This window comes from Parabacteroides caecihominis, assembly GCF_023656785.1.
GTDB lineage: Bacteria > Bacteroidota > Bacteroidia > Bacteroidales > Tannerellaceae > Parabacteroides > Parabacteroides segnis.
In genome coordinates, this window is the sequence record NZ_JAMOKS010000012.1 from 35,845 (window position 1) to 61,431 (window position 25,587).

The window sequence follows — 25,587 nt, forward strand, 5'->3', positions numbered from 1 at the left end:
ATTTTATAGGTTTACAAAGTGAATTTAAGTCCGATGGAGAATGAACGGTTCATCGGATATTGTCCCCAGTCGTATCCTTTCAGGATCGGGCTGGTGGAGTAGAGGCTGACTTCCGGGTCGTATCCGCGGTAGTTGCAGATATTGAACAGGTTGTTGCCGGTTGCATATACTCTGGCTGAAGCCAGGCCGATGTATTGCAGTAGGTTGCGGGGTAAATCATACGCCAGGGTCAGCGAAGAGAGACGAAGGAAACTTCCGTTCTCTACGAAGCGTGAATCGACGGAGTAGATGTAACTGTTTCCAGGACGTGCAACGTCTGTGTCCGGATTTTCAGGAGTCCACATCTTCTCTGCCAGTTCGCGGTAGCAGTTTACGTTGGCATTACCCGGCAGGAAATAGGCACTGTTCAGGTTCATCACATCGTTGCCTACCGAATACTGGAAGAAGGCGTTTAGGGATATTCCTTTATAGGCTACTGTTGTGCCTAATCCTCCGAAGAAATCCGGATTGGCATTACCGATAACGGTAGAGTTGTTCGGATCATCGGGAATATTTTTAAATTTCGGATCTCCCGGACGGGCGGATAGGTTTCCTGCGTCGATATCCTGCTGGGTCAGTACACCTTCGTATACCTGACCGTAAAACAGTCCGACGGGTGATCCTACTTTCAGGATGCTGCTGTAATAACCGCCCCAATGTTCTCCTACCGGTTTTTCCTGGTCCGGGCCAAGGCTCAGTACCTTGCTGCGGTTGGTCGAGATATTGAAGTTCATATCCCACTGAAAATCCTTCTTGTTTATAAGGGAAGCATTCAATGATAATTCAACTCCCTGGTTGGAGAGCGATCCCAGATTCTGCAACTGGGTGGATTGTCCGATGTAGGAAGGAACGGATATCTCCCATAGCAGGTCGCTGGTCTTTTTATGGTAATAGTCGAGCGAACCGGTCAGGACGGAGTTGAAAAAAGAAAAATCAATTCCGGCATCGAACTGGTCTGTCTTTTCCCAGGTAAGATCTTTGCTGGGGACTTTGCTCGGAGTGTAAGTAACAACTTCCTGACCTCCGAGGATCGTGCTGCCGGATGAGAAGAGCGACTGGGTTGAATAGATATCGATAGCCTGGTTTCCGACACGGCCATAGCTGAGGCGGAGTTTCAGATCGTTCACAACCTGCTGGCTTTTCATGAAATCTTCTTCCGTAATTCTCCAGCCGACGGAAACGGAAGGGAAAAATGCCCATTTGTTTCCCGGAGAAAAACGGGATGATCCGTCGTAACGTGCTACGGCTGTCAGCAGGTAACGATTGTCATAAGAATAGTTGATACGTCCAAGCCAGGACATATATCCCCAGTTGTGGTAACCTGATTTGACCGAGTTTTTCAGTTGGGCGGAGTTCAGGTCATAGAATCCGGTGATATCATTGGCAAAGTTCGAGACTTCGGTAGATAACCCTTTATCGTAGCCTTTTTGCGCGGTGAAACCTCCCAGGGCAGAAAATGAGTGTACTTCCTTTTTCAGTGTATAGGTCAATGTATGCTCTGTCAGCAAGTCCTGTGTTTGCAGGGTAGTCGCCTTGGCACTGTTGGTTTTTTCCTGATAAGAGCCTTTACGCGGAGAGAAATAATCTTCACGCCAGTAGTTCCATTTGATACCTAATGTAGAACGCCAGGTGAAATGTTCTCCTATCTTGAATTGCAGGTAAGAGTTGTTCAATACATAATAAGTATTCTTTTCATCCGTAGGTAGCAAGGCTTCTGCGAGGGGATTACGACCGAGCGGGCGGCTGGATTCGGTATAATTATATGAACCGTCCGGATTGAATGCCGTTCCGATAGGCGACATGCCTATTCCGTAAACAGCTAATGAATAATCGCTCGGGAGTGTGGATATATCGCTGAATTCGCGTGACAGGCTGACTGTTGTGCCAAGACTGAACCAGGGATTGACTTCTGCATCTACATTCGTACGTAAAGTCGTACGGTTAAAACCGGAACCGACCATGATGCCATCCTGATCGAAATGGTTCAGCGAGATCAGGTATTTGATCTTTTCCGTACCACCGCTGCTTGACAGGTTTACATTATAAACAGGAGCAGTGCGGAATAGTTCGTCCTGCCAGTCTACGCCTGTAACTTTGGACGGGTCGTCATAAGGTACCGTGGTCCCGTTCATTCGGGCAATTTTATTGAGATAAGAAGCATATTCTCCGGTAGAGAGCAAGTCTATCTTTTTAGGTAACTTTTGCCAGCCGTAGGATGCTTCCACGTCAAACTGTGCTTTACCTTCTTTTCCCCTTTTGGTCGTGATCAGGATAACACCGTTTGAACCGCGGGCTCCGTAAATGGCAGTGGATGTAGCATCTTTCAGTACTTCAATGGATTCGATATCATTCGGATTCAGGGAATTCAGGTCTCCGGCATCGATAAAACCGTCGATTACATAAAGCGGTTCGTTGCTAGCTGAAAGTGAGTTGCCGCCACGGATACGGATACTCGATGAGGCTCCCGGCGTTCCGTTTGATTGAACGACCTGCATCCCGGCTACACGGCCGCGTAATAGCTGGTCGACGCGGGGAACCGGTTGTTCGGCCAGCTCTTTTCCGCGTACTGAAGTGATTGCACTGATCAGGTCTGACTTCTTTTGTGTACCATACCCAACGACAACTATTTCCTCCAGGTTCTGTGTGTCTTCCGTCATTTTGATGGAGAGGGAAGTTTGTGTGCCGGCTTTTATCTGCAAAGGGTTGTAGCCTATATAGCTGATCTCCAGGATATCGCCGGGAGATGCCTGAATGACAAACTTACCGTCCAAGTCTGTGACTGTACCGTTCGTGGTCCCTTTGACCATGATGTTGGCTCCGATGATCGGTTCCCCTTTTTCATCGGTAACAACGCCGTTGATCGTTCCCGACTGTCGGGAGGATTGAGCCGGTTGCGGTGTCTTGTCCGGTTTGATGATAATGTGTTTGTTTTTGATTTCATATTTCAGGCCTTTTCCTTTCAGTACCTGATTCAGAATATCGTTAATGGATTCGCTGCTTATTTGCAGACTGATTTTCTGCCGGGTATCCACGTCGCCGGTTTCAAAGAAGAAAATGTAATCGCTCTGTTTTCTGATTGTTTCAAAAGCCTCTTTTATCGTGGCATTTTGAAGATTCAGTGTGATCTTTTGATTTTGTGGTAATGCTGCGAACGCCTGTTGCATACTTGTTGCGAAAAGTATCATACATAACCAGGCTACATAGAACCGGTTGCGAACAATTAGCGTGATTTTTCTTTCTTTATAAAGAATGTTTTCCATACTTTTGTAATGTGATTAGAATTTAATTATTAAGTTTTAATGAACTCGTGAGTCGGGAAATGGTGCGAACATTTTCCGGCTCTTTTTTGTGCTTTCTTTTTTTCTTTTCGTGATTCTCCTTTCTTTTTTAATTATCAACTATTTTAATATATCTCAATGATATTGTTATTTCGTCTGTAAGTAAATTTCTCACTGGAAGACATAATCGTCAGAATGTCGTTAAGCGTATCCGTGCTGCGGAACTCTCCGTAGAAGCGGAGTTTCCGACGTTCCGGATTCCGGAAAATGAAGGTTACGTCGAAGGCTTTTTCCAACTGTCCGGCGATTTCTCCAAAACTGACTTCATTAAAGAAGTGGGCCCCTGTTGTCCATTGGCAGATTGCGTCTGTCGAAACTTTTCTAACTTCTGTCTTTTGGGTCAGTCTGTTATAAACGGCTTGCTGTTGAGGTTCCATAATGACGGAATTGGCAGGGGCTGCTCTGTCTATCATGTTCACAGAACCTTCAGCCAGGGTAACGGCTATTTCCTGATCGTCGGAATAGGCTTTGACATTGAATTTTGTACCCAGTACTTTCACGTCGATTTCTTTTGCATTGACGATGAACGGCAGCTTTTCATTACGGGCCACTTTAAAATAACCTTCTCCTTCCAGTGTGACCTGTCGGTTCTTCTGTGAGAATCCGGGTTGACAGCTGAATTTACTACCGGCATTCAGCCATACTATGGTTCCGTCTTCCAGTTGGAGGCGGCTTCGTGAACCGAGCGGCACTTCAATGGTCCGTATCATTGCCTGCTCGTCCTGTCTGTTAGACTGATTGAACAGATATAATCCGGTAGTACCCAGGAAAACTCCGACCAGCAGAGCCGCTGCGATCCGGGTATATTCCCGTAGGAACAGATATTTTTGTTTTCTGAATCCGGCCTGTTCGGCAAAACGGCGGTATACGGCTTCGTTCTTTCTTCTGTTTTTATGTTGTTTATCATAGGAAGATAGCCACAGCTCGGTCATTTCATAATAATATTTTTTATGAGACTCGTTTGCTGCGACCCAACGGCTGAGTTCTTTCTCCTGCTCAGGAGTAAGCGACCGGTTCAGATAACCGGTGATCAGCTCGTCGTAGTATTCTTGTTGTTTATTTTGATCCATTTTTATGCTTCTTACCCTAAAGACAACATACGGGTAGAGCGAGGGTAGTGAAAAATGAAATATTTTTCAAAAAAATGATTTTGGATTGAAATGTATCAGAACAAAATGGAAGATAAATAGCCTTTCATACGAGTACGGAGGGTAGACAGGGCTTGTTTAATATGGTATTTGACTGTGTTAACCGAGATGCCTACTTTATCTGCGATCTCGTCGTAAGCCAACTCTTCGATCCGGCTAAAGATGAAAACTTGCCGGGTTTCGCGGGGAAGTTTATTGATTTCGAGGAGTATTTGCTCGTTGAGTTCTCTTTCTAGCAATTGTCCCAACGGATATTCGTCGGAGAGGAACAGTCCCTGAAGAATAGCTTCCGGGTATTCTTCGTAATCGTCGATACTGATTTCCCGGTCTGCAAATAATTTCTTTTGATAATTGATTGCATAATTACGTATGCAACAGACCAGATAGGCTTGCAGTGAAGAGGTGATATGGAGTGATTCGCGTGTTTCCCATATATGGGATAATACATCACCGACGATGGTATCGGCTACTGTATCATCCCTTACATATTGACAGGCAATACGGAATAGAAGATGATAATAGTTGTCAAATAAAGTGCGGTAGGCTCTGCTTTCCCCACTTTTCAAACCGGCTATTAATTCTGTTTCATGAATCTCCACGATAGTATTGTAGATATTGCTCCCTTTAACGGATACAATATTACAAGATAGAAACGTAAAACACAAATCTTATTTATGCCTATTTTAATTTTCTGTCTTTCCGATGTGCTTCATTACCTTGGCATCCAGATAGAATATCAGTTCTTCGGCGATGTTGGTACAGTGGTCGCCAAAGCGTTCCATTTTGCGGATGACTCCGGCCATGTAAAGGCCGACCAGGGCACTTCCCGGATGCTTTTCTATGTAATCGGCAATGATCCTGGTCGAGTTATGGTTGATCTCGTCGATCAGGTTATCTTTCAGGAAGATGCGTGATGCAATTTCTGAACTTTCCTTTTCAAATGCTTCCTGGCTGAGTGTAAGCATACTCAGCAATTCCTGCAACATTTCTTCCACCCGGGTATCCTTTATCAGTTGCGGGTCGACGGGAACACCTTCCGGCAGGTTTCCGGCAAAGCGGGCGATGCTTTCGGCGAAGTCTCCCAGGCGTTCCAGATTCGTATTGATTTTGTACATGGCAAGAACGAAGCGCAGGTCGACGGCAACGGGAGCATATAAAGCGATGATATCTTCGCAGTCGCTGTCTATCTTCAGTTCGAACGCATTTACTCGGCGTTCGCGGCTGATTACTTTGTAGGCCAGTTCCTTGTCTCCGGTTAGCATGGCTTCGCCGGCATTATATAACTGTTGGTGGACCAATGCCCACATCTCGCTGATGCTGTTTTTTAAGGAGGCAATCTCCTGATCTATGACTTTCATATATAATTTTTCAATTCTTAATTTTTAATTTTCAATTACCCGAACCGTCCTGTAATATAATTCTGAGTCGATTCCTTCTCCGGATTGGTAAATATCTTACGTGTATTATCGAACTCTATCAGTTCCCCCAGATAAAAGTACCCGGTCTTGTCGCTGACACGGGCAGCCTGTTGCATATTATGGGTAACGATTACGATAGTATATTCGCTTTTTAGTTCATGTATCAGGTCTTCTATCTTACCGGTAGAGATCGGGTCCAATGCCGAAGTCGGTTCGTCCATTAAAAGAATGGAAGGCGATATGGCCAATGCACGGGCGATACACAGACGTTGTTGCTGGCCGCCGGACAGGGCGAAAGCCGATTCTTTCAGTTTATCCTTTACTTCATCCCAAAGAACAACCTGTTTGAGGGTTTTGACAACAGTCTCTTCGATATAAGCATTGTCCTTTATCCCGTTTACCCGGAGCCCGTAGGCAACGTTTTCAAAGATTGTTTTCGGGAAAGGATTCGGTTTCTGGAATACCATACCCACATTTTTCCGGAGCAGGTCGACCTTTTCTCCTTTACCGTAAATATCTCTTCCGTCAATCAGGATTTTTCCGTCCATGTGCGTGTCGGGTATCAGGTCGTTCATCCGGTTGAATAAGCGCAGGAAGGTGGATTTACCACAACCGGACGGTCCGATAAAGGCGACCGACGTGTTTGCTTCAATTTGCATAGATATATTCTTTAAGGCATGAAAATCGCCATAATAGAAATCTACATTCTGAGCATCAATCTTTATCATAATATAAATAATTTATCAATATACTAATATGCCAATGTGCCAATATGCCGATGAAAAATGTATCAACAGGGGGCGAAATGTTAGCTTTTCTTTTATTGGCATATTGGCACATTTCCCTATTGGCATATTATTTAGTTCATTTTTACTTTCCTGGCGAAATAGCCTCTCAGCGCATTGGCCAGTAAGTTTACGATTAATACGATTGCAATCAGTACCAGAGCCGTTCCGTAGGCCATTCCACGTGAGGCTTCGATGTCTGTTCCGCTGGTGGAAATGACATACAGATGATAGGGCAGGGCCATACACTGGTCGAAGATGCTTCCCGGCAGCTGGGGCAGGAAGTAAGCGGCAACGGTAAACAGGATAGGAGCCGTCTCGCCGGATACACGTCCGATAGACAGGATTAATCCGGTAATGATATTTGGAAAAGCCATCGGTAATACAACCCTGCGAATGGTCTGTAGCTTGGTTGCTCCCAGTGCCAGACTGCCGTGGCGGAAAGAATCGTCGATGCTTTTGAGGGCTTCTTCCGTTGTACGGATAATCAGTGGTAAAGACATCAGTGCCAGGGTAAACGAACCGGCGATGATGGAGTCTCCCCACCCCAGGGTAACGACGAACAGGGACATTCCGAATAGTCCGAATACAACTGACGGTACACCGCTCAGGTTATTGGTCATAATCCGGATGAAACGGATTATTTTTCCGTTTGTCGCATATTCATTCATATAGATGCCGCTCATGATTCCAATCGGGAAACTAATCAGGCTGCTACCCAATACCAGATAAAGTGTTCCGACAATCGCCGGGAAAATACCTCCGGCAGTCATCCCGTCGGCCGGCGCTTCCGTCAGGAAATCCCAGCTGATTACTTTTCCTCCCTGGATAATGATAAAACCGAGAATAAGGAAAAGAATGACAACAACCAGATAACTGAGAAGTGTGAATATACCGAACGCAACTTTCTGTGAAGTCCGTTTCTTTGTGTCAACATTGCCTAACTTTTGAACAGGTGCCATAGCTTAATCACATTTTTCTTTTGGATGAAATGTATTCTACCGTAATGCTTAACAGTAGTGTAATGATAAATAATACTGCCCCTAACAGGAACAATGCCTGGTAATGAGCTCCTCCGGCAGGTGCTTCTCCCAGTTCTGCCGCGATGGTTGCCGGAATGGTCCGTACGGGTTCAAAGAAGGAGGTCGGGATAACGGCCGCATTTCCTGTTACCATCAGGACTGCCATTGTTTCTCCGATTGCCCGCCCGATACCCAGGACGATTGCCGATGTGATACCGGATATGGAATAGGGGATGATTACCTTATAGATTGTTTGCCATTGGGTTGCTCCCAGGGCCAGGCTCGCTTCTTTCATGGCACGCGGCGTGGTGCGCATGGCATCTTCGGCAACCGTGATAATGGTCGGCAACGCCATGATGGCCAGAACGACACTGCCGGCAAAGGCTGTTTCTCCAACCGGAAGGTTCAGTCCTTTCTGTATGAGCGGAACGATTACAACCAATCCGAAGAAACCGTATACGACTGAAGGAATCCCTGCCAGCAATTCTATAACCGGCTTCAGTATCTCCCGGGTCCGTTTATTCGCGATTTCTGCCAGGTAGATGGCAACGGCAATACCGAAAGGGAGCGAAAGAACAATGGCGCCGATACTGACCAGCAATGTTCCGAGCAACAGGGGTATCAATCCGAAGATAGGAGCAGGTGCAGAGGTCGGGTACCATTTGGTGCCGGCGAAGAAGTCGGAAAGCGATATTTTCTCTTCGGGAAGAACGGTTCCCCCGAAGTCTTTCGCCAGATATTGCTGAGGAAAGAATGCGATGATTCCCGGCTCTTTGCTGACGAGTTCGCTGATTTTATCGGGAACGTACTGAAATTCATCTCCCAATTCCTCTTCACTGTAATATTGCGTCAGGTCGGAAAAACGAAAGACCAGGATTTCTTCATCTTTGCCGTTAACCTCTTTCCAGTTGGTTATTTTGGCATCGAAAATATCCATGATTGTTTCCGGTGATAGATGACTCACATCGTTACTCTTATTCACGGCAAGCACGTATCCCTCTTCGACTACCGGACTGTTGAAAAGGCCGGATGCTTCTTTAAAAAGAAAAAAGACAATCAACAGAATCGTGAAACTGGTTACACCTCCGCTGATTAATAGTCCTCCTTCTACAATTTTTTCAAAAAACTTTCTCACGTCATTAACCTCTTTGTTCTGAGTGCAAAGTAAGGTAACATGTATTAAGAATGGGTTAAGACGCTTTGAAGTAAATATTACATTGGTGTTTCGTTTTTGTTACAGGGAGAAGGAAGCTCTTTATATTCTGTGTTTTTTGCCTTTTTCGTGGCGCAATGTCGTTTTTTAGAATATAAACATGTATATTTGCCACAAACTTAAAAACTTAATAACCTATTTTTATCATGAACAAATTTCTTTCGTATGGTGTGTTTGCGTTCACAGTGTTGTTGTCTTCGTGTGATTCGCAACCCAAACAAGAACCCCTTGCTGATGTGATTGACCGTGGTTTGAAAGCATCGACCGAACAGGCCCTTTTGATGGCTAAAGACCTGGAAAACCAGGAAGGCCGTCTTCCCAAAGCAATCGGAAAGGACGGAAAACTGGAAACAAGCGACTATAGTTGGTGGTGCAGCGGTTTCTTCCCCGGTGAATTATGGTATCTGTACGAAAACAATCCGACTCCGGAATTAAAGAAATATGCCGAAATGTTTACGGACCGTGTGGAAGAAGTGAAGAATATCACTTACAGCCACGATGTCGGTTTCATGCTGTATTGCAGTTATGGAAACGGTTATCGCCTGACCGGCAAACCGGAATATAAAGAGGTGATGCTGACCGGTGCCAATTCGCTGGCGACTCGTTTTGACGAGCGGGTGGGAGCTATCCGTTCCTGGGACTTCAATAAAAAAATCTGGCAGTTCCCGGTTATTATTGATAATATGATGAATCTGGAGTTTTTCAGTTGGGCTTCCAAAGCATCCGGTGACGACTGCTTTTATAAAATGGCTGTTTCTCATGCCGACAAGACAATGAATAATCATTTCCGTGACGATTATAGCTGTTATCATGTGGTTTCATACGATACGATAACCGGTGTTCCTCATAAGAAACAAACCCACCAGGGAGCAGCCGACGAATCAGCCTGGGCCCGTGGACAGGCTTGGGCGTTGTATGGTTTCACCATGATGTATCGCGAGACCGGCAAACCTGAATATCTGAATCAGGCTAAACATATTGCGGCATTTATCATGAACAATCCGAATATGCCGGCAGACAAGGTTCCGTATTGGGATTTTGATGCTCCGGGTATCCCGAATGTGCCGAGAGATGCTTCTGCCGCGGCTATTATGGCTTCTGCACTGATTGAACTGAGCCAACTGGATAAGAGCGAAGAAGCAAAAAGCTACCTCGATTTTGCAGAACAGCAGGTTCGTTCTCTGACAACCCCCGAATATCTGGCTGCGAAAGGAATGAACTGTAATTTTGCTTTGATGCATTCCACCGGCCATTTCCCCGGAAACAGCGAAGTGGATGTTCCGTTGAGTTATGCTGACTATTATTATGTAGAAGCATTGATGCGTTTAAAGAAACTAATTGAAAAATAATGCCATTATGACAAATCTTCTGAAAACAACCGCTATTTTAGTTTGCTGCCTCTGCATCTCTTTCGCAGGAAAAGCGCAGCAAAACGGTACCCAGGACCGTGCCTTTTGGGTAGAAACATTGACCCGTATTGCTGACCCGGTATTGACAAACCTGAGCAACAATACGTTGAAAAAGAATATGCCTTACGAATCTTTATCGAAAGACAGAAGTGATTTTGCTCATCTGGAAGCGGTAGGCCGTCTGGTATGCGGTATTGCTCCCTGGCTGGAACTGGGTCCGGACAATACGCCCGAAGGACAACTGCGTGATAAATATATCAAATTGACAGTGAAAGGCTTGAAGAATGCTGTAAACCCGGATTCTCCCGATTATCTGGTCTTCGGAAAACCGTATCAGCCATTGGTGGATGCCGCTTTCCTGGCTCAGGGATTGTTGCGTGCCAGAACCCAGCTGTGGGATAACCTGGACCCGCAGGCGAAGGAATGGATGATTACGGAATTTAAACGTAGCCGTGCCATCAAGCCTTGGGAAAACAACTGGCTGTTGTTTGCTTCTATGGTCGAGGCCGCTTTGCTGGAATTTACCGGCGAATGCGATATGGACCGCCTGACGTATGGTGTCAAGAAGTTCCGTGACGAATGGTATAAAGGAGATGCGCTGTATGGTGACGGTCCTGCTTTCCACATGGATTATTATAATAGTTTCGTTATTCACCCGATGTTGACGGACGTTTTGGTGACTATGAAGAAACATAATATCGAAGGTGCTGACTTTCTGGAAACACAATTGCCCCGTCATACACGCTATGCGGAACAGCTGGAACGTTTTATCTCGCCGGAAGGAACTTTCCCGGTAGTAGGCCGTTCTATCGTGTATCGTTTCGGTGCATTTCATGCATTGGCACAGGCCGGTTTGATGCATATACTGCCTGAGCGGGTAAAACCGGCCCAGGTTCGCTGTGCAATGACTGCTGTTATCCGTAACGTAATGAAATCACCGAAGAACTTTGATGCAAACGGTTGGTTGCGTGTAGGTTTCACTGGTGAACAAATTGATATGTCTGAGTCTTATATTAATACGGGAAGCACATATCTTTGTGCTGTCGGTTTGTTGCCACTAGGCTTGCCGCTTACAGACGAATTTTGGTCGGTCCCTTACACCGAATGGACGAATTTGCGTGCCTGGAAGGGTGAAAGCGATGTAAAGGCAGATCATGCATTGAAATAAAATAATAACTAAATAAATCCGATTGATATGAAAACAAATTATGAATTGCGCTATGCTGCGCATCCGGAAGATGCCAAGCAATATGATACGAAACGTATTCGTCGGGATTTCCTGATCGAAACAGTTTTCGCGCCGAATGAAGTGAACATGGTTTATTCCATGTACGACCGTATGATTGTCGGGGGCGCCATGCCTGCCGGCGAAGTGTTGCAACTGGAAGCGATTGATCCGTTGAAAGCTCCTTATTTCCTGACACGTCGTGAAATGGGTATTTTCAATGTGGGTGGTCCCGGTATTGTAAAAGCCGGCGATGCCACTTTCGAACTCGATTTTAAGGAAGCTCTTTACCTGGGTTCGGGAGATCGTGAAGTGACTTTTGAAAGCAAGGATGCAAAGAATCCGGCTAAGTTCTATTTCAACTCGACTACGGCTCATCGTAATTATCCGGATAAGAAGGTGACGAAAGCGGATGCCGTTGTTGCAGCTATGGGTTCACTGGAAATGTCGAACGACCGTAACATCAATAAGATGATCGTGAATCAGGTATTGCCTACCTGCCAGTTGCAGATGGGTATGACCGAACTGAAACCGGGTAGCGTATGGAATACAATGCCGGCACATGTTCACAGCCGTCGTATGGAAGCATATTTCTATTTCGATATTCCGGAAGACCAGGCCATCTGCCATTTTATGGGTGAGGTGGATGAAACCCGCCATATCTGGATGAAGGGCGACCAGGCTGTTTTGTCTCCCGAATGGTCTATCCACAGTGCAGCTGCTACGCACAACTATACCTTTATCTGGGGTATGGGCGGCGAAAACCTGGACTATGGCGATCAGGATTTCTCTAAAATTACGGACTTAAAATAATATGCCAATGGGGAAAATGTGCCTATGTGCCAATTCCCCGTTGCTATAAATAAAAAAAACAGTGTTAACTGCTTGTGCGTTTATTGGCACATTGGCATATTGGCACATTAACACATTATTTATTATGGTAAATTTTTCATTAGAAGGTAAAGTCGCACTTGTAACAGGTGCTTCTTACGGAATTGGTTTTGCGTTGGCTACTGCTTTTGCTCAGGCTGGTGCAAAGGTCGTTTTCAACGATATCAAACAGGAACTGGTGGATAAAGGTATAGCTGCTTACAAGGCGGAAGGAATCGAAGCAAAAGGGTATGTTTGCGACGTGACAAGCGAAGAGCAGGTAAATGCAATGGTTGCCCAGATCGAGAAAGAAGTAGGCGTTATCGACATCCTGGTAAACAATGCCGGTATCATCAAACGTATTCCGATGCACGAAATGAGTGCTGCCGAATTCCGTCAGGTAATCGATGTGGACCTGAACGCTCCGTTTATCGTTTCTAAAGCCGTTATCCCTTCTATGATAAAGAAAGGTCACGGAAAAATCATCAACATCTGTTCGATGATGAGCGAACTGGGACGCGAAACGGTTTCTGCTTATGCGGCTGCAAAAGGCGGTTTGAAGATGCTGACACGTAATATCGCATCCGAATATGGTCAATATAACATCCAGTGTAACGGTATCGGCCCGGGTTATATCGCAACTCCGCAAACGGCCCCGCTTCGTGAAACTCAGCCGGACGGCTCACGCCATCCGTTCGATTCTTTCATCATCGCGAAGACTCCGGCAGCCCGTTGGGGAACTCCGGAAGATTTGATGGGACCGGCTGTGTTCCTGGCTTCCGATGCTTCCGACTTCGTAAACGGACATGTATTATATGTAGACGGCGGTATCCTGGCTTATATCGGAAAACAACCCTGATAAATACCGGATAAAGGCTCATCAGTCTTACTGATATAAAAAAATCCTTCCGAGAGAAATTCAGTTTTCTTTCGGAAGGATTTTTATTTTCGCCCGGATGGAATAGTTTTAAACTGTCAAAATCATTGATTCTTTTATGGGATAAGATTGTGCAATAATAATATCTTTTTATGCAATTGTCACAGATTGATAGTTGTTATTTTTGTGTGAGAAATATAGAATAGGAATATTATCGAATAAAAGTCTATTTATTATGAAGAAGATATTAATTGTATTTGTGTTTTTATCAGAATTTATGATCTCTTTTGCATCAGGTACAGACCATATTGACTGGGCAACCTTTTTGCAACGCCACGATCCGATTTGGGAACTTCTTCCACAGGAATTTGATAAAGGGGCCTTTATCGGAAATGGACTCATCGGAACTACTGTTTATCAAGAAGACTGTAACACCTTACGATTGGCAATGGGACGTTCCGATGTGACAGACCATCGTTATGACAACGGACGAATCTTGATGGGAGGGTTCTTGTTGCGAACCAAGGGTACAATCCGTCAGGGATCTTTGCGGACTTCGCTCTGGAATGCTGAAATCTTGGGAGATATTCATACGGATAAAGGTACAATCTCTTTTACAGCTTATGTACATGCTAATCGTCCGGTTTTGATAGTCGATATAAAGACTGAGGGAAGTGAAGTTGCTGCATTTACATGGGATGGGGCGCAGGCTATTGTGAGGTGGGATACTGCTCATTTCACAAATTTACCTTATAATCCCCCTCCCAATAAAGGGAAAGAGGATGGAATAGAGTATAGTGAACAGATACGTAATGCAGGCGGTACCTATACGGTTGCTTGGCAACATCAGAACCTAAGTATGTCCAATTCTTCTTTTATGGCAACCGTCGCAGATTCTTACCCTTCAAATGATTCCAAGGCTGTTGCTCTTGAAACAATTCGTTCTGTGAATAAGATTCTTTCGGAAACAAGGATAGAAGAACATCGTCAGTGGTGGCATACGTTTTATCCAGCGAGTTTCCTGTCTGTTCCAGATGGTCAGATAGAGGGATTCTATTGGATTCAGATGTATAAATATGGAAGTGCTATTCGTGAAGATGGTATCGTCTTGGATTTGCAAGGACCTTGGAACCGAAAGACCAATTGGCCGCGAGTGTGGTGGAATCTGAATATTCAAGTGGCCTATTACCCTGTTTTCACGGCAAATCATGCGGAGTTGAGCAAGTCGTTTACAAACTTCATTGATACAAAGCGAGCTAACTTTGTGAGAAATGCAAAGGATATTTGGGGTGTAGATAATTGCGCTACCACTCCGCACACCACTTGTTATGAAGGGTTGAGGGGGAATGGAGACAAAGCCCCGGATCGTTACATCAATCCGGGAGACTTTACTTGGGCATTGCACCTCTACTGGATGCAGTATCGCTATACAATGAACGAACGTCTGATAACAGATAGTACGGCACATGCCTTTTTTTCGCTGTTGAAACAGAGTGTAAATCTGTATCGTCATCTTCTGAAAAAGGGAGAGGATGGCAAGCTACATCTTCCAGTATTGCATTCACCCGAATATAACAAAGAAGGGGACAGTAATAACAACTACAATCTTTCCATCTTGAGGTGGGCTTGCCATACTTTGTTGTACCTGAACGAACGATACGCATTAAATGACCCCTTAGCGTTGGAATGGGAATGGATATTAAACAATCTGGTAGCTTATCCTACCGATGAAAATGGGTTTAAGATTGGTGCTACGGTTTCTTTTGAAAAGTCGCATAGGCACTGGTCTCATTTGCTTATGGTTTGGCCTTTCGGATTGCTGACTCCCGACCAGCCAGAAAACAGAGAGATAGTGGAACGTTCCTTGTTGCACTGGCTTACAGTGGAGAATGGCAAGCAGATATACGGTTGGTCGAATGCGGCTGCCTCTTTACTATATTCCACGATGAAAGATGGCAACAATGCCTATAAACAATTGAAAGCGCATCATAACAACAAACGCTTTGTGATGCCCAACACCATGTATATAGAGGGTTCTCCGGTCATAGAGTGTTCGCTCTTTGCTGCTCGTGCCTTGCAGGAGATGTTGTTGCAAAGTAGCGATGGTATCAGTGTTTTTCCTTCTATGCCTGATTGCTGGAAAGATGCTTCGTTCTCTGATTTGCGTGCAGAAGGGGCTTTCACGGTCAGTGCCATACGTAAGGGAGGACAAACCCGTAAAATAGAGATAACCAGTCTTGCCGGTGAACCTTGTATCGTTCACCTGGGAAGTAATGAGAACCTGCAATGCACATTGCCTGCCTCAAAAGTGAAGCGCCTAAACGATCGAACTGTACAGTTGCTTTTGGAAAAAGGAGAAACGGCTGTCCTGTATAAAAGATCTTCCGATAGAGATTTAAAAGTAGGGTCTTGTAATATAGCGAAGTCCGAAATGAACTACTGGGGAGTGAAAGGCGGTAAGTAAGTATTTTGAGTTTGTTTTTTTAGTTGTATAGACTAACAGACTCAAAAAATTGAAAACATAAAAATAGAAATATATGTTGAGAAAGGTTTTGTTACGAACCACTACCGGCTTTGCCTGATTTTTGGGCAAAGGGTACTTATAAAGGAATGTTGGTTCGTGGGAACTTTGAAGTTTCAGTGAAATGGAACAACAAACAAATTTATACGTTGATGTCAGTTTTAAGTGAAAAGCCATGAAAGGATTATTATTTTTTTTACTGTGTTGTATGATTCATACATCGTATGGTCAACAAAGTCGTTTCTCGATGGAGAAGATGCTTCCGGCACCGATGGAAGGAAGTTTTCAGATGGACGGTTATTGGGTGTGGGGGGCTTCTGTTGTAGAAGACGGAGGCATGTATCATATGTATGTTACCCGTGTACCTAAAAGTTACAAGTTCCATCCGGGATGGATGATTGCGGGAGAAATTGTTCATGCAGTTTCAGAGCGTCCGGAAGGACCTTATCGTTTTCATGATGTAGCGTTGGGGCCTCGCGGTGCGCAATATTGGGATGGATGTTCTACCTATAATCCTCAGATACGGAAACATAAAGGACGTTTTTATCTGTTTTATGGAGGAACGAGACATCCATATATGCAACCGTCGGATAAAGAATTGACTCTTCAAAGTAAATGGTGCATCTCTTCCCGCTTCAACAAGCGGATAGGAATTGCTGTTGCCGACTCTCCTTATGGTCCCTGGCAAAGACCGGATAAACCTTCTTTGGATGTAGAACCCAATACGTTTTATAGTTACCTGGCATCCAACCCAGCTCCGGAAATCTTGTCGAATGGGCATGTTTATATGATTTTTAAAGGGCGTGCTCATACAGGAGAAGGGAAATACTCGAAGATGCACCTTGGGGTTGCCTATGCGGAGTCTCCGGATAGCCCATTAAAGGTTTTGAATGAAAAGAAACCGGTTTTTGTTCAAGGGGAGGCGGAAGATCCTTTCTTGTGGAAAGAGGGCTCTTATTTCTATGCAACCTTTAAAGATCATCGCGGTGAATATACCGGCGAGCAGGGTGGGGGTGTTTTGGCACGTTCTAAGGATTGCATTCAGTGGGAAGTTTGTCATCCGGCAAAAGCCTATTCGAAGACCATACGTTGGGCGGATGGTCGGACAACGGAAATGGGAAATATGGAACGTCCTTTTATCCTGTTTATAAACGGTATGCCTGCCTATATGTTCTTTGCCACAATGAATGGAACTCACACGGGTTTCGACGGACAGGAGGCACGTAATATCGTTATTCCCTTGTCGGTTGATTAAATAGATGAGTTTGTAAGTTCTTTTGTTCTTGAATTGGAGTATAAAGGTATTTTGCCTAAAATATAGATTATGTTACAATGATTATTATAAGATAATAATTATCTTTGCATAAAAAGGTTGTTGTATGCTTTTGATAAATAATCCATTTGTAACAAGCGGCTATATTGCTCCCGAATATTTCTGTGATCGTGAAAAGGAAACGGAAGAGTTGCTTCGCTGGCTGTTGAACGAGAATAATGTGGCTATCATTTCTACCCGCCGTATGGGAAAGACCGGATTGATTCAGCATTGTTTTCAATTGGCAGAGGTGAAAGATCATTATTATACTTTTCTTATCGACATCTATGCAACGAAGACACTCCGCGAGTTTGTTTTTCAATTGGGAAAAGTTATTCTTACTGCTTTAAAACCTAAGGGACGGAAGGCGTGGGAATTGTTCATCAATAGTCTGACATCGTTGAAGGCTGGATTTACCTTTGATATGTCCGGTATGCCTCAATGGAATATAGAGTTGGGAGATGTCAAATCACCGGAGACGACGTTGGATGAGATATTTCATTATCTTTCCTTATCAGACAAACCTTGTATTGTTGCTATCGATGAGTTTCAGCAAGTCGCTCAATATCCGGAAAAGAATACGGAAGCATTGCTCCGTACCTATATTCAGCATTGTCCTAATGCCCGCTTTGTGTTTGCCGGTTCTCAGCGTCATCTGATGGGAGAAATGTTTATCAGCCCGGCCCGTCCTTTTTATCAGAGTGTGTCGATTCTTCATTTGGCAGCTATTGATAAGCAAAAATATATCGAATTTGCCCGGCATCATTTCAGAATGGCTCAAAAGGATATAGATGAGGAGGTTGTAGCTTCTTTGTATGATCGTTTTGAAGGAATTACCTGGTATCTTCAGAAAATATTGAATATCCTTTTTGCTGTAACTCCCCCCGGTGAGGTTTGTAATAAGGAGATGATTGAACAAGCCGTACATTTTATCCTGGATTCTTATTCGTTTACCTATTCGGAATTGCTCTATCAGTTACCGGAAAAGCAAAAAGAGTTGCTGATTGCAATTTGTAAGGAGGGAAAAGCGACTGCATTGACTTCCGGGAAATTTATCCATAAATATAGTTTACCGTCGAGCAGTTCGGTTCAATCTGCTTTAAAAGGCCTGTTGGAAAAGGATTTTGTAACCAAAGAAGGGGTCTTTTATATGGTTTATGACCGTTTCTTTTCTTTGTGGCTGAAACGTATGTAATAATTTATTTAAACAAAGTTTGTGAAATGGGCTTAATAAGTATGGAAAATGAAAGATATAAGCGTAATAATATATATATAAATGAGACAGAACAAAACCTGATTGCACAAACTAAAATATTATTAGCAGGTGCTGGCTTGGGTAGTTATATTGCTGAATGTGCTTTAAGAATTGGTTTTGAAAATTTAACTATTATAGATGGAGATTCTGTAGAACTTAGTAATCTAAACCGACAAAATTATATAATGGACAATATCGGGCATAGTAAGACTGAGTCTCTATTGAAGAGGTTATATGAAATTAACCCTGGAGCTAATATAAAAGTGGAAAATGTTTTTTTGAATAAAAATAATCTGCAAGATTATATTAAGGGTGTTAATATTGCTTAAATGCATTGGATTTTACATCTAATATTCCTTTTCTTTTTGATGATTTTTGTATAGATATGGGGGTAAAAGTCCTTCATCCCTATAATTTGGGATGGAGTGGATTTGTTTTTTCTCGATAAAGATTATTCACTTCGTCAACTTCAAAACGTGAATAAGTTCGAGGTAAATGTGGTGAATTATATTATTCAAAACTTGAATGCACAAGGAATATCTACCGAATGGATGGAACAATGTTTGGATCAGTATCTTGATATACAGTATTTATGCCTCCTCTGCAGTTGTCGGTAGGATCATTTATTATATCTGGAATGTACACTAGAGTAATAGTTGATATTGTCTTAAACAGGAAAACAAAAAAAAATCCCACAATTTTATTACGCATTGTTCTAATAATCTTATTATAATAGATCTATTGGTCTATGAGAAAATTATTTTAAAGTAATCCCCAATGTGATGCAACTGAAATTGCTTGAACACAATTCTTTACATCTAATTTTTGATATATATTTCGTTTGTGAAACTTTATAGTGTTAATATTTAAGGATAATTTTTTTGCAATATCTGTATTTGTGTATCCTTCTGAAGAGAATTGTAAAATCTGTTTTTCTTTTACTGTAAGTGGTTGTAAAATGTTTTTATACCACGATTTTATTTTTGCTTGGTATATGAGTTGTTCTCCTGTATGTATACTTTTTATAATTGTTTTATTTTTTTCTTTTGAATATGATGGGGTTACAATACAAAGTGCTAACCAAAGATCTCCATATTCATTAATGATAAGAGGAATTAGCCTTTGATTTACTCTAGTTACTTTTTTGTTGATATTGATTAAATCAAAATCGTATTCAATTGTGTATAAATAGCGTTTATCTATGGGAAGTTTATAATAAAAATCAAATCTAGCTTTGTTAATATCAAGTAATCTATTTAGATCGACTTCTGGAATTACTTTGGTGTAAAATGAATATCCCCATTTTTTCACTTGTTCCATAGTATATCCGCATAAAAAAAGTTTATTAGGAGAAATATATATGAAATTTTGTTTTAGATAATCTATTACGTATAAAGATTGATTTAAGATACACGCCATTCTGTCGATTATATCCATACTGTTTTTCATTTTATCGATTAAATTATCATCAATTTTAGGTTTGTTTATTGGCGAGAAAAAACTATTTATATTGATTTTATTCATCTTTTTTTTCTTTTGTGTATTTTTTTGTAAATATACAAATATAAATTTGTTCTCAGATGTTTTGTGTGAAGATGTTTGTTATAAAAATGCCTTTTATTACTCAAAAGTGTAGTAGAATATTGTTGTTCTTGTATTATATTTGTAATATACTCAATTGTTATTTATGAAATATATTAGAAATATAAATGAAAAATTTGCATTTTACCAAGTTGAAGAACAAGATATCTTCAACTCAGTAGATTATATTCAAAATGAAAACTTGCTTATAATCTAAAATGTGTTTTACTATAAAAATCAAAAAACTATAATATAATAAATTGGTAAAAGTATGAATCTTGATATTATTTTTTGAATTCTATATTTTATATAGGATATTATATTGACAAACACTCAATTATATAATGTTTGGAACTTCCAAAATCATTGAAAATATAAAAATCAATTCTAATTTCCCCTTTTGAGTTTGGACAAATAGTGATAATATTTTCTGTTTGAGTGATATTCATTGTCTCATATAATAAATCCTTATTGAATTGAACCGTTCCTGATCCTTTAGTAAAATTAGATGTTATTTTCAGATTTAGGAGATTACTTTTAACTATCAATCTCATTTTACTTTCTTCATGAGTGTTAATGAATTCTGGCAAATTGGGGATTTCTACTTCTAAATAAGGTTTGATAACTTCGAATTCTATTGTTTTGGTTAATAAATCTGTGTTTGTTTTGATTGTAAATGATAAACTTTGTATTCCAGACATAAGCGGTATATATTCGAATTCTAACTTAGGAAATGCTTGTAAGTTATACTCAAATTCGTCACCTTGCTTATATAATATATTATTATATGATATTACTCCTTCTCCTCTTTCTGCTATAAAAGATACAAGTATATTGTCTAGAATGCAATTTTCATGATTTACTATTGATAAATTACACTTAATAGGATTTCCTTGAATGGCTCCATTGTTTATATCCATATTTAGTAATATGGAACAATCAGTCGATGTGTCATCTTTACATGACATCATTAACATTATACTAATAAATAAAATAATCAGAGGTCTCATTAAGCAAAATATTATTATGTTTTTTCAAAGATAAACAAAATATATGCAATTTGATATTTTCTATATATTTATTTGCAAGAAGATGATTTCACATCCTCTTGCAGATAATTTATATTGAAGAAATGGTATTATTTTTTTGCAATAGATTGTTTGATTGCTTCAATATCCATTTTTTCAATTGTGTTTGTTGGTATAAACGTCCCATTTTCATTGAAGTTTCCTAAGAGTTTTCCTGCATTATCAAAAGCTTGAACTTTAAGTTCATAAAATTGTTCTCCTTCCCAGTTTCCACTCATTCGTATCGTTTTGCCTAGTTCAGAACTATAAAAATGGCCAACATATTTGGCTTTAGGTTTGAACTTTTTGGATGTAGTTACAATATAGAGATTATAATGTGGAGGAACTTCCATTGATATAGTTCTTGTTAATGTATATGATTTACTTTCTTCCCTTCCTGTAGTAACTTGATAGCTGTCTGTCGAAGATTTAGTATAACTTACAGTTCCACTGAAATTTAGTATTTTTATAATTTTAGGAACATTAATGCTAAAATTTGCATCTATCTTGAGTGTACTAGTTGAACTTCTTCCTTCCATTTCGTAAAAAGTTGATTTTTCTGAATAGTTTGCTACAGATTGAATAGTTTGGGTCATAGGTATATCTGTATAATTTTCAAGAGGGTATGAAACGATGGGATAGTTTTCTCCAATTATTTGATCTGAATTATTTAAAGATTTGTATTCTATATCATTTAATATGAATTCATTAATCGGTTCAATATCAAATCTACATTCTATATTATTAATGGGTGTAGGAGGAAGGACGTAATTTACCCAATAAAAGCCGTACCACACTGTTAACCATCTTTTGGGAGAAGTTGCACTTTCAATGAGGAATTTATTGTCAACAGGGATAAATCTCCAACCGGTAAATTCGTTGTCATATGCAGGGTATTCATCATTTTGCATATATAAGTATATCTCTTCTTTGTCATTAGGGTCTTGCCATGCTGATATATAATGAAACTTTCCGGTTTGTGGTTTAATAGAGAATCGATTCTCATTATTTGAACTCAAATTATGTAAGATCCACCGTTCTTGTCCAGAACCTGAGTCTTGATCTGAAGCCAATAGGTTATTATCCTTGTTATTTGCAGATAAATATTTTTTACCAACTCCAGATGCACCCGGAGGTAAATATATGTTTATAGGGATTCCTTGAAGATCATTAAGATAATCAAGAGGAGGGTCTAATGTTACTGCTTTTGTCTGAATTTTGTTATATTGCATAACATTATTAGAATTATCTAATACTTCATTTGAACATGAATTAATTATTAGGATTATAAGTATTCCTAATATATAGCTAAAAGTAATATTCTTTTTCATGAGATGTGAATTAATGATTGATAATATTTAGTATTCGTTGGAAGAAAAATACATCTTCTAATGTAGAGATTAAATAACAACTATAGGTAGTCATTATTTAATATGATCGTCAGTAAACGAATAAAATCGTTTAGTTAGAGTTAATCGTCTAACTTTTTTGAGTGAGTCAAGCATAATCTCTATTATGCATTGTTGGTGGAGCAGATCAGATCGAAAGTCTCTTTTGAACTTTTGTTTTTTTTGGTTTATCTTATAAGATTATTGTAAATATAAGTTTGTCTGATGAGGAAATAACTACACTTTCGGTTCTTTATTTTTTTATAAGTATATTAATACTTTAATAAATTGAGAATTAGTAAATAAACTTTGTTTATAGTATATATTTATATGGAATAAATAATGGTTTGCTTGATGGTTCGAAAAGTGTATTTAATAAATGGTTTATATTATTTTCATTTAGACAATAGTTATTATTGAGTATGTCAAAACGTCAATTTACCCCTTCTATGACTGCTCTCAATGTGTCTCTGATCGGACGTGTTGAATCAGATGCGATTCTACAGCGTTTGTGCAATATTGTTATGTTGCAAAATTAGCGCTTATTGTGTTGATCTGATTTAGTTCTCAATTTATATTTGTGAATATGTGATGAATTTGTCTCTAACAGGAGCCTTGTGATGTTTGTATTTGTTCCTGCTTTAAGTGTGAAATAGAAGGTGAAAACTGCTAAACAGCATGTTTTTTACGGTGAGTCCAACTGCTTTATCATGTGTTTTTTGCTATAATTAACAAAAAAACTTTCTTTAAATAAACCATCAATTCGTTTAAAAGGAAATTTTTCTCGTTTTAAACGAGTTTGCATTTTGTTTTAAATTAAATGGGAGCTGGATATCCTTTTAATAATGTGTTAATAATTGTGATTTGTGTTTGTCTGGAAGGAGAAAAAGAAAAATAGTTATGTTTTGGAAAAGGTCTGTTTCGTGACAAAAAGAAATGGAAAGTGGAAAAAATACAGCACGCAGATAGATCGGTAATCTATTCTGCGTGCTGTTATATACGATAATTACTTATTATACTTGCTCCAGTCTACATTGTGCATATCGCCGCTAGCAGCCAGTTCTTCGTGGAATGCGAAGCAGCATTTCAGGTTTTGCGGGGTATGGCCTTTTACGCCCATTGCCAGATATTCTCTTAACAGAGGTTTGTAATCCGAGTGAACGCAATTGTCGATGATACAGTTGGCACGTTCGATCGGAGATTTACCGCGCAGGTCGGCTACACCGTATTCGGTGATGATGATCTTCACTGAGTGTTCGCTGTGATCCAGGTGAGATACCATCGGAACGAAAGCGCTGATCTTTCCCTCTTTCGCTGTAGAAGGAGTTGTGAAGATAGACAACATCGCTGAACGGGTAAAGTCGCCTGAACCACCGATACCGTTCATCATTCTTGTACCTGATACATGAGTAGAGTTGATATTTCCGAAGATGTCAGCTTCCAATGCTGTGTTGATAGCGATCAAACCTAAGCGGCGGGCTACTTCCGGATTGTTGGAAATTTCCTGCGGACGAAGAAGGATCTTATCCTTGAAGAAATCAAGATTTGCATAGATTTCGCGAATTACTTCATTACTTACAGATAATGAGCAACCGCTGGCAAATTTAACGCGGCCTTCTTTCATCAGGCTGATTACCGCATCCTGGATAACTTCTGTATAGACATTGAACGCAGGGATATTTTTGTTGGCTCCCATGCAACCCAAAACAGCGTTGGCAACATTACCTACACCACTCTGTAACGGAACGAATTCTTTCGGCAGACGGCCGGCTTCGATTTCACTTACCAGGAAGTCGGCAACATTTTTACCGATTGCCATTGTGACATCGTCCAGCGGAGAGAATTTACCGCCTTCGTTCGGCTCTTCTGTCTTAACGATACCGACGATCTTAGCCGGATCAACCTTCACATAAGGAGTACCGATACGGTCGGAAGGAGTATAAATAGGGATTTCACGACGGTAAGGAGGATCAGCCGGTTCATAAATATCATGCATACCGCGTATTTCCTTCGGGTGGCGGCTGTTCAATTCAATGATGATGCGGTCAGCCATCCGGCAGATAGTCGGAAGGATACCTACACCGCTCGTCGGAACGATTTCACCATCTTCGGTTACATCAGCAGCTTCAACGATGGCAACGTCGATTTTTCCCAGGAAACCGTAACGCAGGTCTTGTGCCAGTTCAGACAGGTGCATATCGAAATATTGTGCCCCGTGAGAATTCAGCAAAGCGCGCAGATCCTTATTTGATTGGTATGGAGTACGGAATTTGATTGCATTGGCACGAGCCAGTTCACCGTCCAGCTTGTCTCCGGTAGAAGCACCGGTAAACATACCGATCTGGAAAGGATTACCTTTTTCATGTTCCTCCATCGCTTTTTTAGCAATGGCTCCCGGAACAACTTTCGGACATCCGGCAGGGGTAAAACCACTGAATCCTACGTTATCGTCGTGATGTACGAACGAAGCAGCTTCTTCAGCTGTAATGAATTTTAAAGCCATGATATTATACTGTTTTTATATTAGATAAATACTTGTTAGTCAGCTAAACGGCTGCAAAGGTATTAAAAAAGAATATAGATCAGTACTTGCGGTTGAGTATTTCTGAATAAATAACAGCTTTTCTTAACTCTTCGGCGTTATTGAACTCTATATCTTCCAGCATGGAATGTTCCTCTTCGATGGGGAAGTTCATAGGTTGGGATGAACTGACTTTTGACTTTTGGATTTCCTGCTCGGTGGATAAAAATGGTTTTGAGGCAGGTGTCTTTTTTTTCTTTTTATGGATCGGTGCAGTTGGTGCTTCCGGCTTTTGAGGGGTAGTTGCCTCCTCCAGAATTTCCCAAAAACCTTTTCCCGAAGAGGTATTTTCCTCCGGGTATGTATCGTGTCCGGGCTGTCCGAGGACTTGTGTCGGGCGTTTTTTTTTGTTTTTTGAACTGAATAAACCGCTTATCGCTGCAACTATCAGAAAAACAATATAGATCCAATCGCCTACGTTATCCATAACTTTGATTATTTTTGCACTCCAAATGTACGAAGAATTATTGAATAGTGAAAGAGGTAAGAATTATAAAGGGTATAAAAGTAAATAAGGGTAACTTCACAGCCACCCTTA

General features: G+C 41.1%; 20 protein-coding genes and 1 pseudogene. 9 read left to right on the forward strand and 12 right to left on the reverse strand.

Features of this window, described 5'->3' with window-relative positions:
• Positions 1 to 11: 11 nt before the first annotated feature.
• From NBH14_RS11725 to pstC, 7 genes are all read right to left on the reverse strand, one after another.
• Positions 12 to 3,299: a TonB-dependent receptor gene (locus NBH14_RS11725; RefSeq protein ID WP_186959467.1), complete on the reverse strand. Its 3,288-nt coding sequence runs from the start codon at positions 3,297 to 3,299 to the stop codon at positions 12 to 14.
• A gap of 143 nt (positions 3,300 to 3,442) precedes the next feature.
• On the reverse strand, positions 3,443 to 4,447 hold the full coding sequence (locus NBH14_RS11730) for a FecR family protein (RefSeq protein ID WP_186959466.1): 1,005 nt from the start codon (positions 4,445 to 4,447) through the stop codon (positions 3,443 to 3,445).
• Between the two features lie 95 nt (positions 4,448 to 4,542).
• Positions 4,543 to 5,124 (reverse strand): RNA polymerase sigma-70 factor, encoded by a 582-nt coding sequence (locus NBH14_RS11735; protein WP_250817456.1) that lies wholly within the window; start codon positions 5,122 to 5,124, stop codon positions 4,543 to 4,545.
• 84 nt (positions 5,125 to 5,208) lie between these two features.
• Complete coding sequence (phoU, locus tag NBH14_RS11740; RefSeq protein ID WP_010800601.1) at positions 5,209 to 5,883, reverse strand: phosphate signaling complex protein PhoU; 675 nt, start codon at positions 5,881 to 5,883, stop codon at positions 5,209 to 5,211.
• 35 nt (positions 5,884 to 5,918) lie between these two features.
• A complete protein-coding gene (gene pstB, locus NBH14_RS11745; RefSeq protein ID WP_128134463.1) occupies positions 5,919 to 6,671 on the reverse strand; it encodes a phosphate ABC transporter ATP-binding protein PstB in 753 nt (250 codons plus the stop codon).
• 131 nt (positions 6,672 to 6,802) lie between these two features.
• On the reverse strand, positions 6,803 to 7,690 hold the full coding sequence (pstA, locus tag NBH14_RS11750) for a phosphate ABC transporter permease PstA (RefSeq protein WP_009859649.1): 888 nt from the start codon (positions 7,688 to 7,690) through the stop codon (positions 6,803 to 6,805).
• A 7-nt stretch (positions 7,691 to 7,697) separates the two neighbouring features.
• Entirely contained in the window at positions 7,698 to 8,885 is a 1,188-nt protein-coding gene (gene pstC, locus NBH14_RS11755; RefSeq protein ID WP_186959464.1) for a phosphate ABC transporter permease subunit PstC, read from the reverse strand.
• Positions 8,886 to 9,109: 224 nt separating this feature from the next.
• Here pstC and NBH14_RS11760 point away from each other — a divergent pair, with 224 nt between their 5' ends.
• From NBH14_RS11760 to NBH14_RS11795, 9 genes and pseudogenes are all read left to right on the forward strand, one after another.
• Complete coding sequence (locus NBH14_RS11760) at positions 9,110 to 10,312, forward strand: glycoside hydrolase family 88 protein (protein WP_186959463.1); 1,203 nt, start codon at positions 9,110 to 9,112, stop codon at positions 10,310 to 10,312.
• A 7-nt stretch (positions 10,313 to 10,319) separates the two neighbouring features.
• Positions 10,320 to 11,540: a DUF2264 domain-containing protein gene (locus NBH14_RS11765; protein ID WP_186959462.1), complete on the forward strand. Its 1,221-nt coding sequence runs from the start codon at positions 10,320 to 10,322 to the stop codon at positions 11,538 to 11,540.
• Between the two features lie 27 nt (positions 11,541 to 11,567).
• Positions 11,568 to 12,410, forward strand: a complete 843-nt coding sequence (kduI, locus tag NBH14_RS11770) for a 5-dehydro-4-deoxy-D-glucuronate isomerase (protein ID WP_009859645.1) — start codon at positions 11,568 to 11,570, stop codon at positions 12,408 to 12,410.
• A 124-nt stretch (positions 12,411 to 12,534) separates the two neighbouring features.
• A complete protein-coding gene (locus NBH14_RS11775; protein WP_009859644.1) occupies positions 12,535 to 13,326 on the forward strand; it encodes a gluconate 5-dehydrogenase in 792 nt (263 codons plus the stop codon).
• A gap of 253 nt (positions 13,327 to 13,579) precedes the next feature.
• Positions 13,580 to 15,808, forward strand: a complete 2,229-nt coding sequence (locus tag NBH14_RS11780; protein ID WP_186959461.1) for a glycosyl hydrolase family 95 catalytic domain-containing protein — start codon at positions 13,580 to 13,582, stop codon at positions 15,806 to 15,808.
• Between the two features lie 107 nt (positions 15,809 to 15,915).
• Positions 15,916 to 16,044 (forward strand): annotated as a pseudogene (locus NBH14_RS28805) (glycoside hydrolase family 95-like protein); the annotation flags it as partial.
• Positions 16,045 to 16,073: 29 nt separating this feature from the next.
• Positions 16,074 to 17,120 (forward strand): glycoside hydrolase family protein, encoded by a 1,047-nt coding sequence (locus NBH14_RS11785; RefSeq protein WP_186959460.1) that lies wholly within the window; start codon positions 16,074 to 16,076, stop codon positions 17,118 to 17,120.
• 124 nt (positions 17,121 to 17,244) lie between these two features.
• The gene (locus NBH14_RS11790) at positions 17,245 to 18,372 is read left to right on the forward strand and encodes an AAA family ATPase (protein WP_186959459.1); all 1,128 of its coding nucleotides are present in this window, start codon (positions 17,245 to 17,247) and stop codon (positions 18,370 to 18,372) included.
• A gap of 41 nt (positions 18,373 to 18,413) precedes the next feature.
• Positions 18,414 to 18,761 (forward strand): HesA/MoeB/ThiF family protein, encoded by a 348-nt coding sequence (locus NBH14_RS11795; RefSeq protein ID WP_186959458.1) that lies wholly within the window; start codon positions 18,414 to 18,416, stop codon positions 18,759 to 18,761.
• Positions 18,762 to 19,194: 433 nt separating this feature from the next.
• On the opposite strand, the gene NBH14_RS11800 is transcribed toward NBH14_RS11795, so the two are convergent.
• From NBH14_RS11800 to NBH14_RS11820, 5 genes are all read right to left on the reverse strand, one after another.
• Positions 19,195 to 19,956, reverse strand: a complete 762-nt coding sequence (locus NBH14_RS11800; protein WP_222622096.1) for a helix-turn-helix domain-containing protein — start codon at positions 19,954 to 19,956, stop codon at positions 19,195 to 19,197.
• Positions 19,957 to 20,330: 374 nt separating this feature from the next.
• The gene (locus NBH14_RS11805) at positions 20,331 to 20,933 is read right to left on the reverse strand and encodes a hypothetical protein (RefSeq protein ID WP_186959457.1); all 603 of its coding nucleotides are present in this window, start codon (positions 20,931 to 20,933) and stop codon (positions 20,331 to 20,333) included.
• A gap of 218 nt (positions 20,934 to 21,151) precedes the next feature.
• Positions 21,152 to 22,411: a hypothetical protein gene (locus NBH14_RS11810; RefSeq protein WP_186959456.1), complete on the reverse strand. Its 1,260-nt coding sequence runs from the start codon at positions 22,409 to 22,411 to the stop codon at positions 21,152 to 21,154.
• A 1,063-nt stretch (positions 22,412 to 23,474) separates the two neighbouring features.
• A complete protein-coding gene (locus NBH14_RS11815) occupies positions 23,475 to 24,971 on the reverse strand; it encodes a butyryl-CoA:acetate CoA transferase (protein WP_186959455.1) in 1,497 nt (498 codons plus the stop codon).
• A gap of 79 nt (positions 24,972 to 25,050) precedes the next feature.
• The gene (locus tag NBH14_RS11820) at positions 25,051 to 25,476 is read right to left on the reverse strand and encodes a hypothetical protein (protein WP_186959454.1); all 426 of its coding nucleotides are present in this window, start codon (positions 25,474 to 25,476) and stop codon (positions 25,051 to 25,053) included.
• Between the last annotated feature and the right edge of the window lie 111 nt (positions 25,477 to 25,587).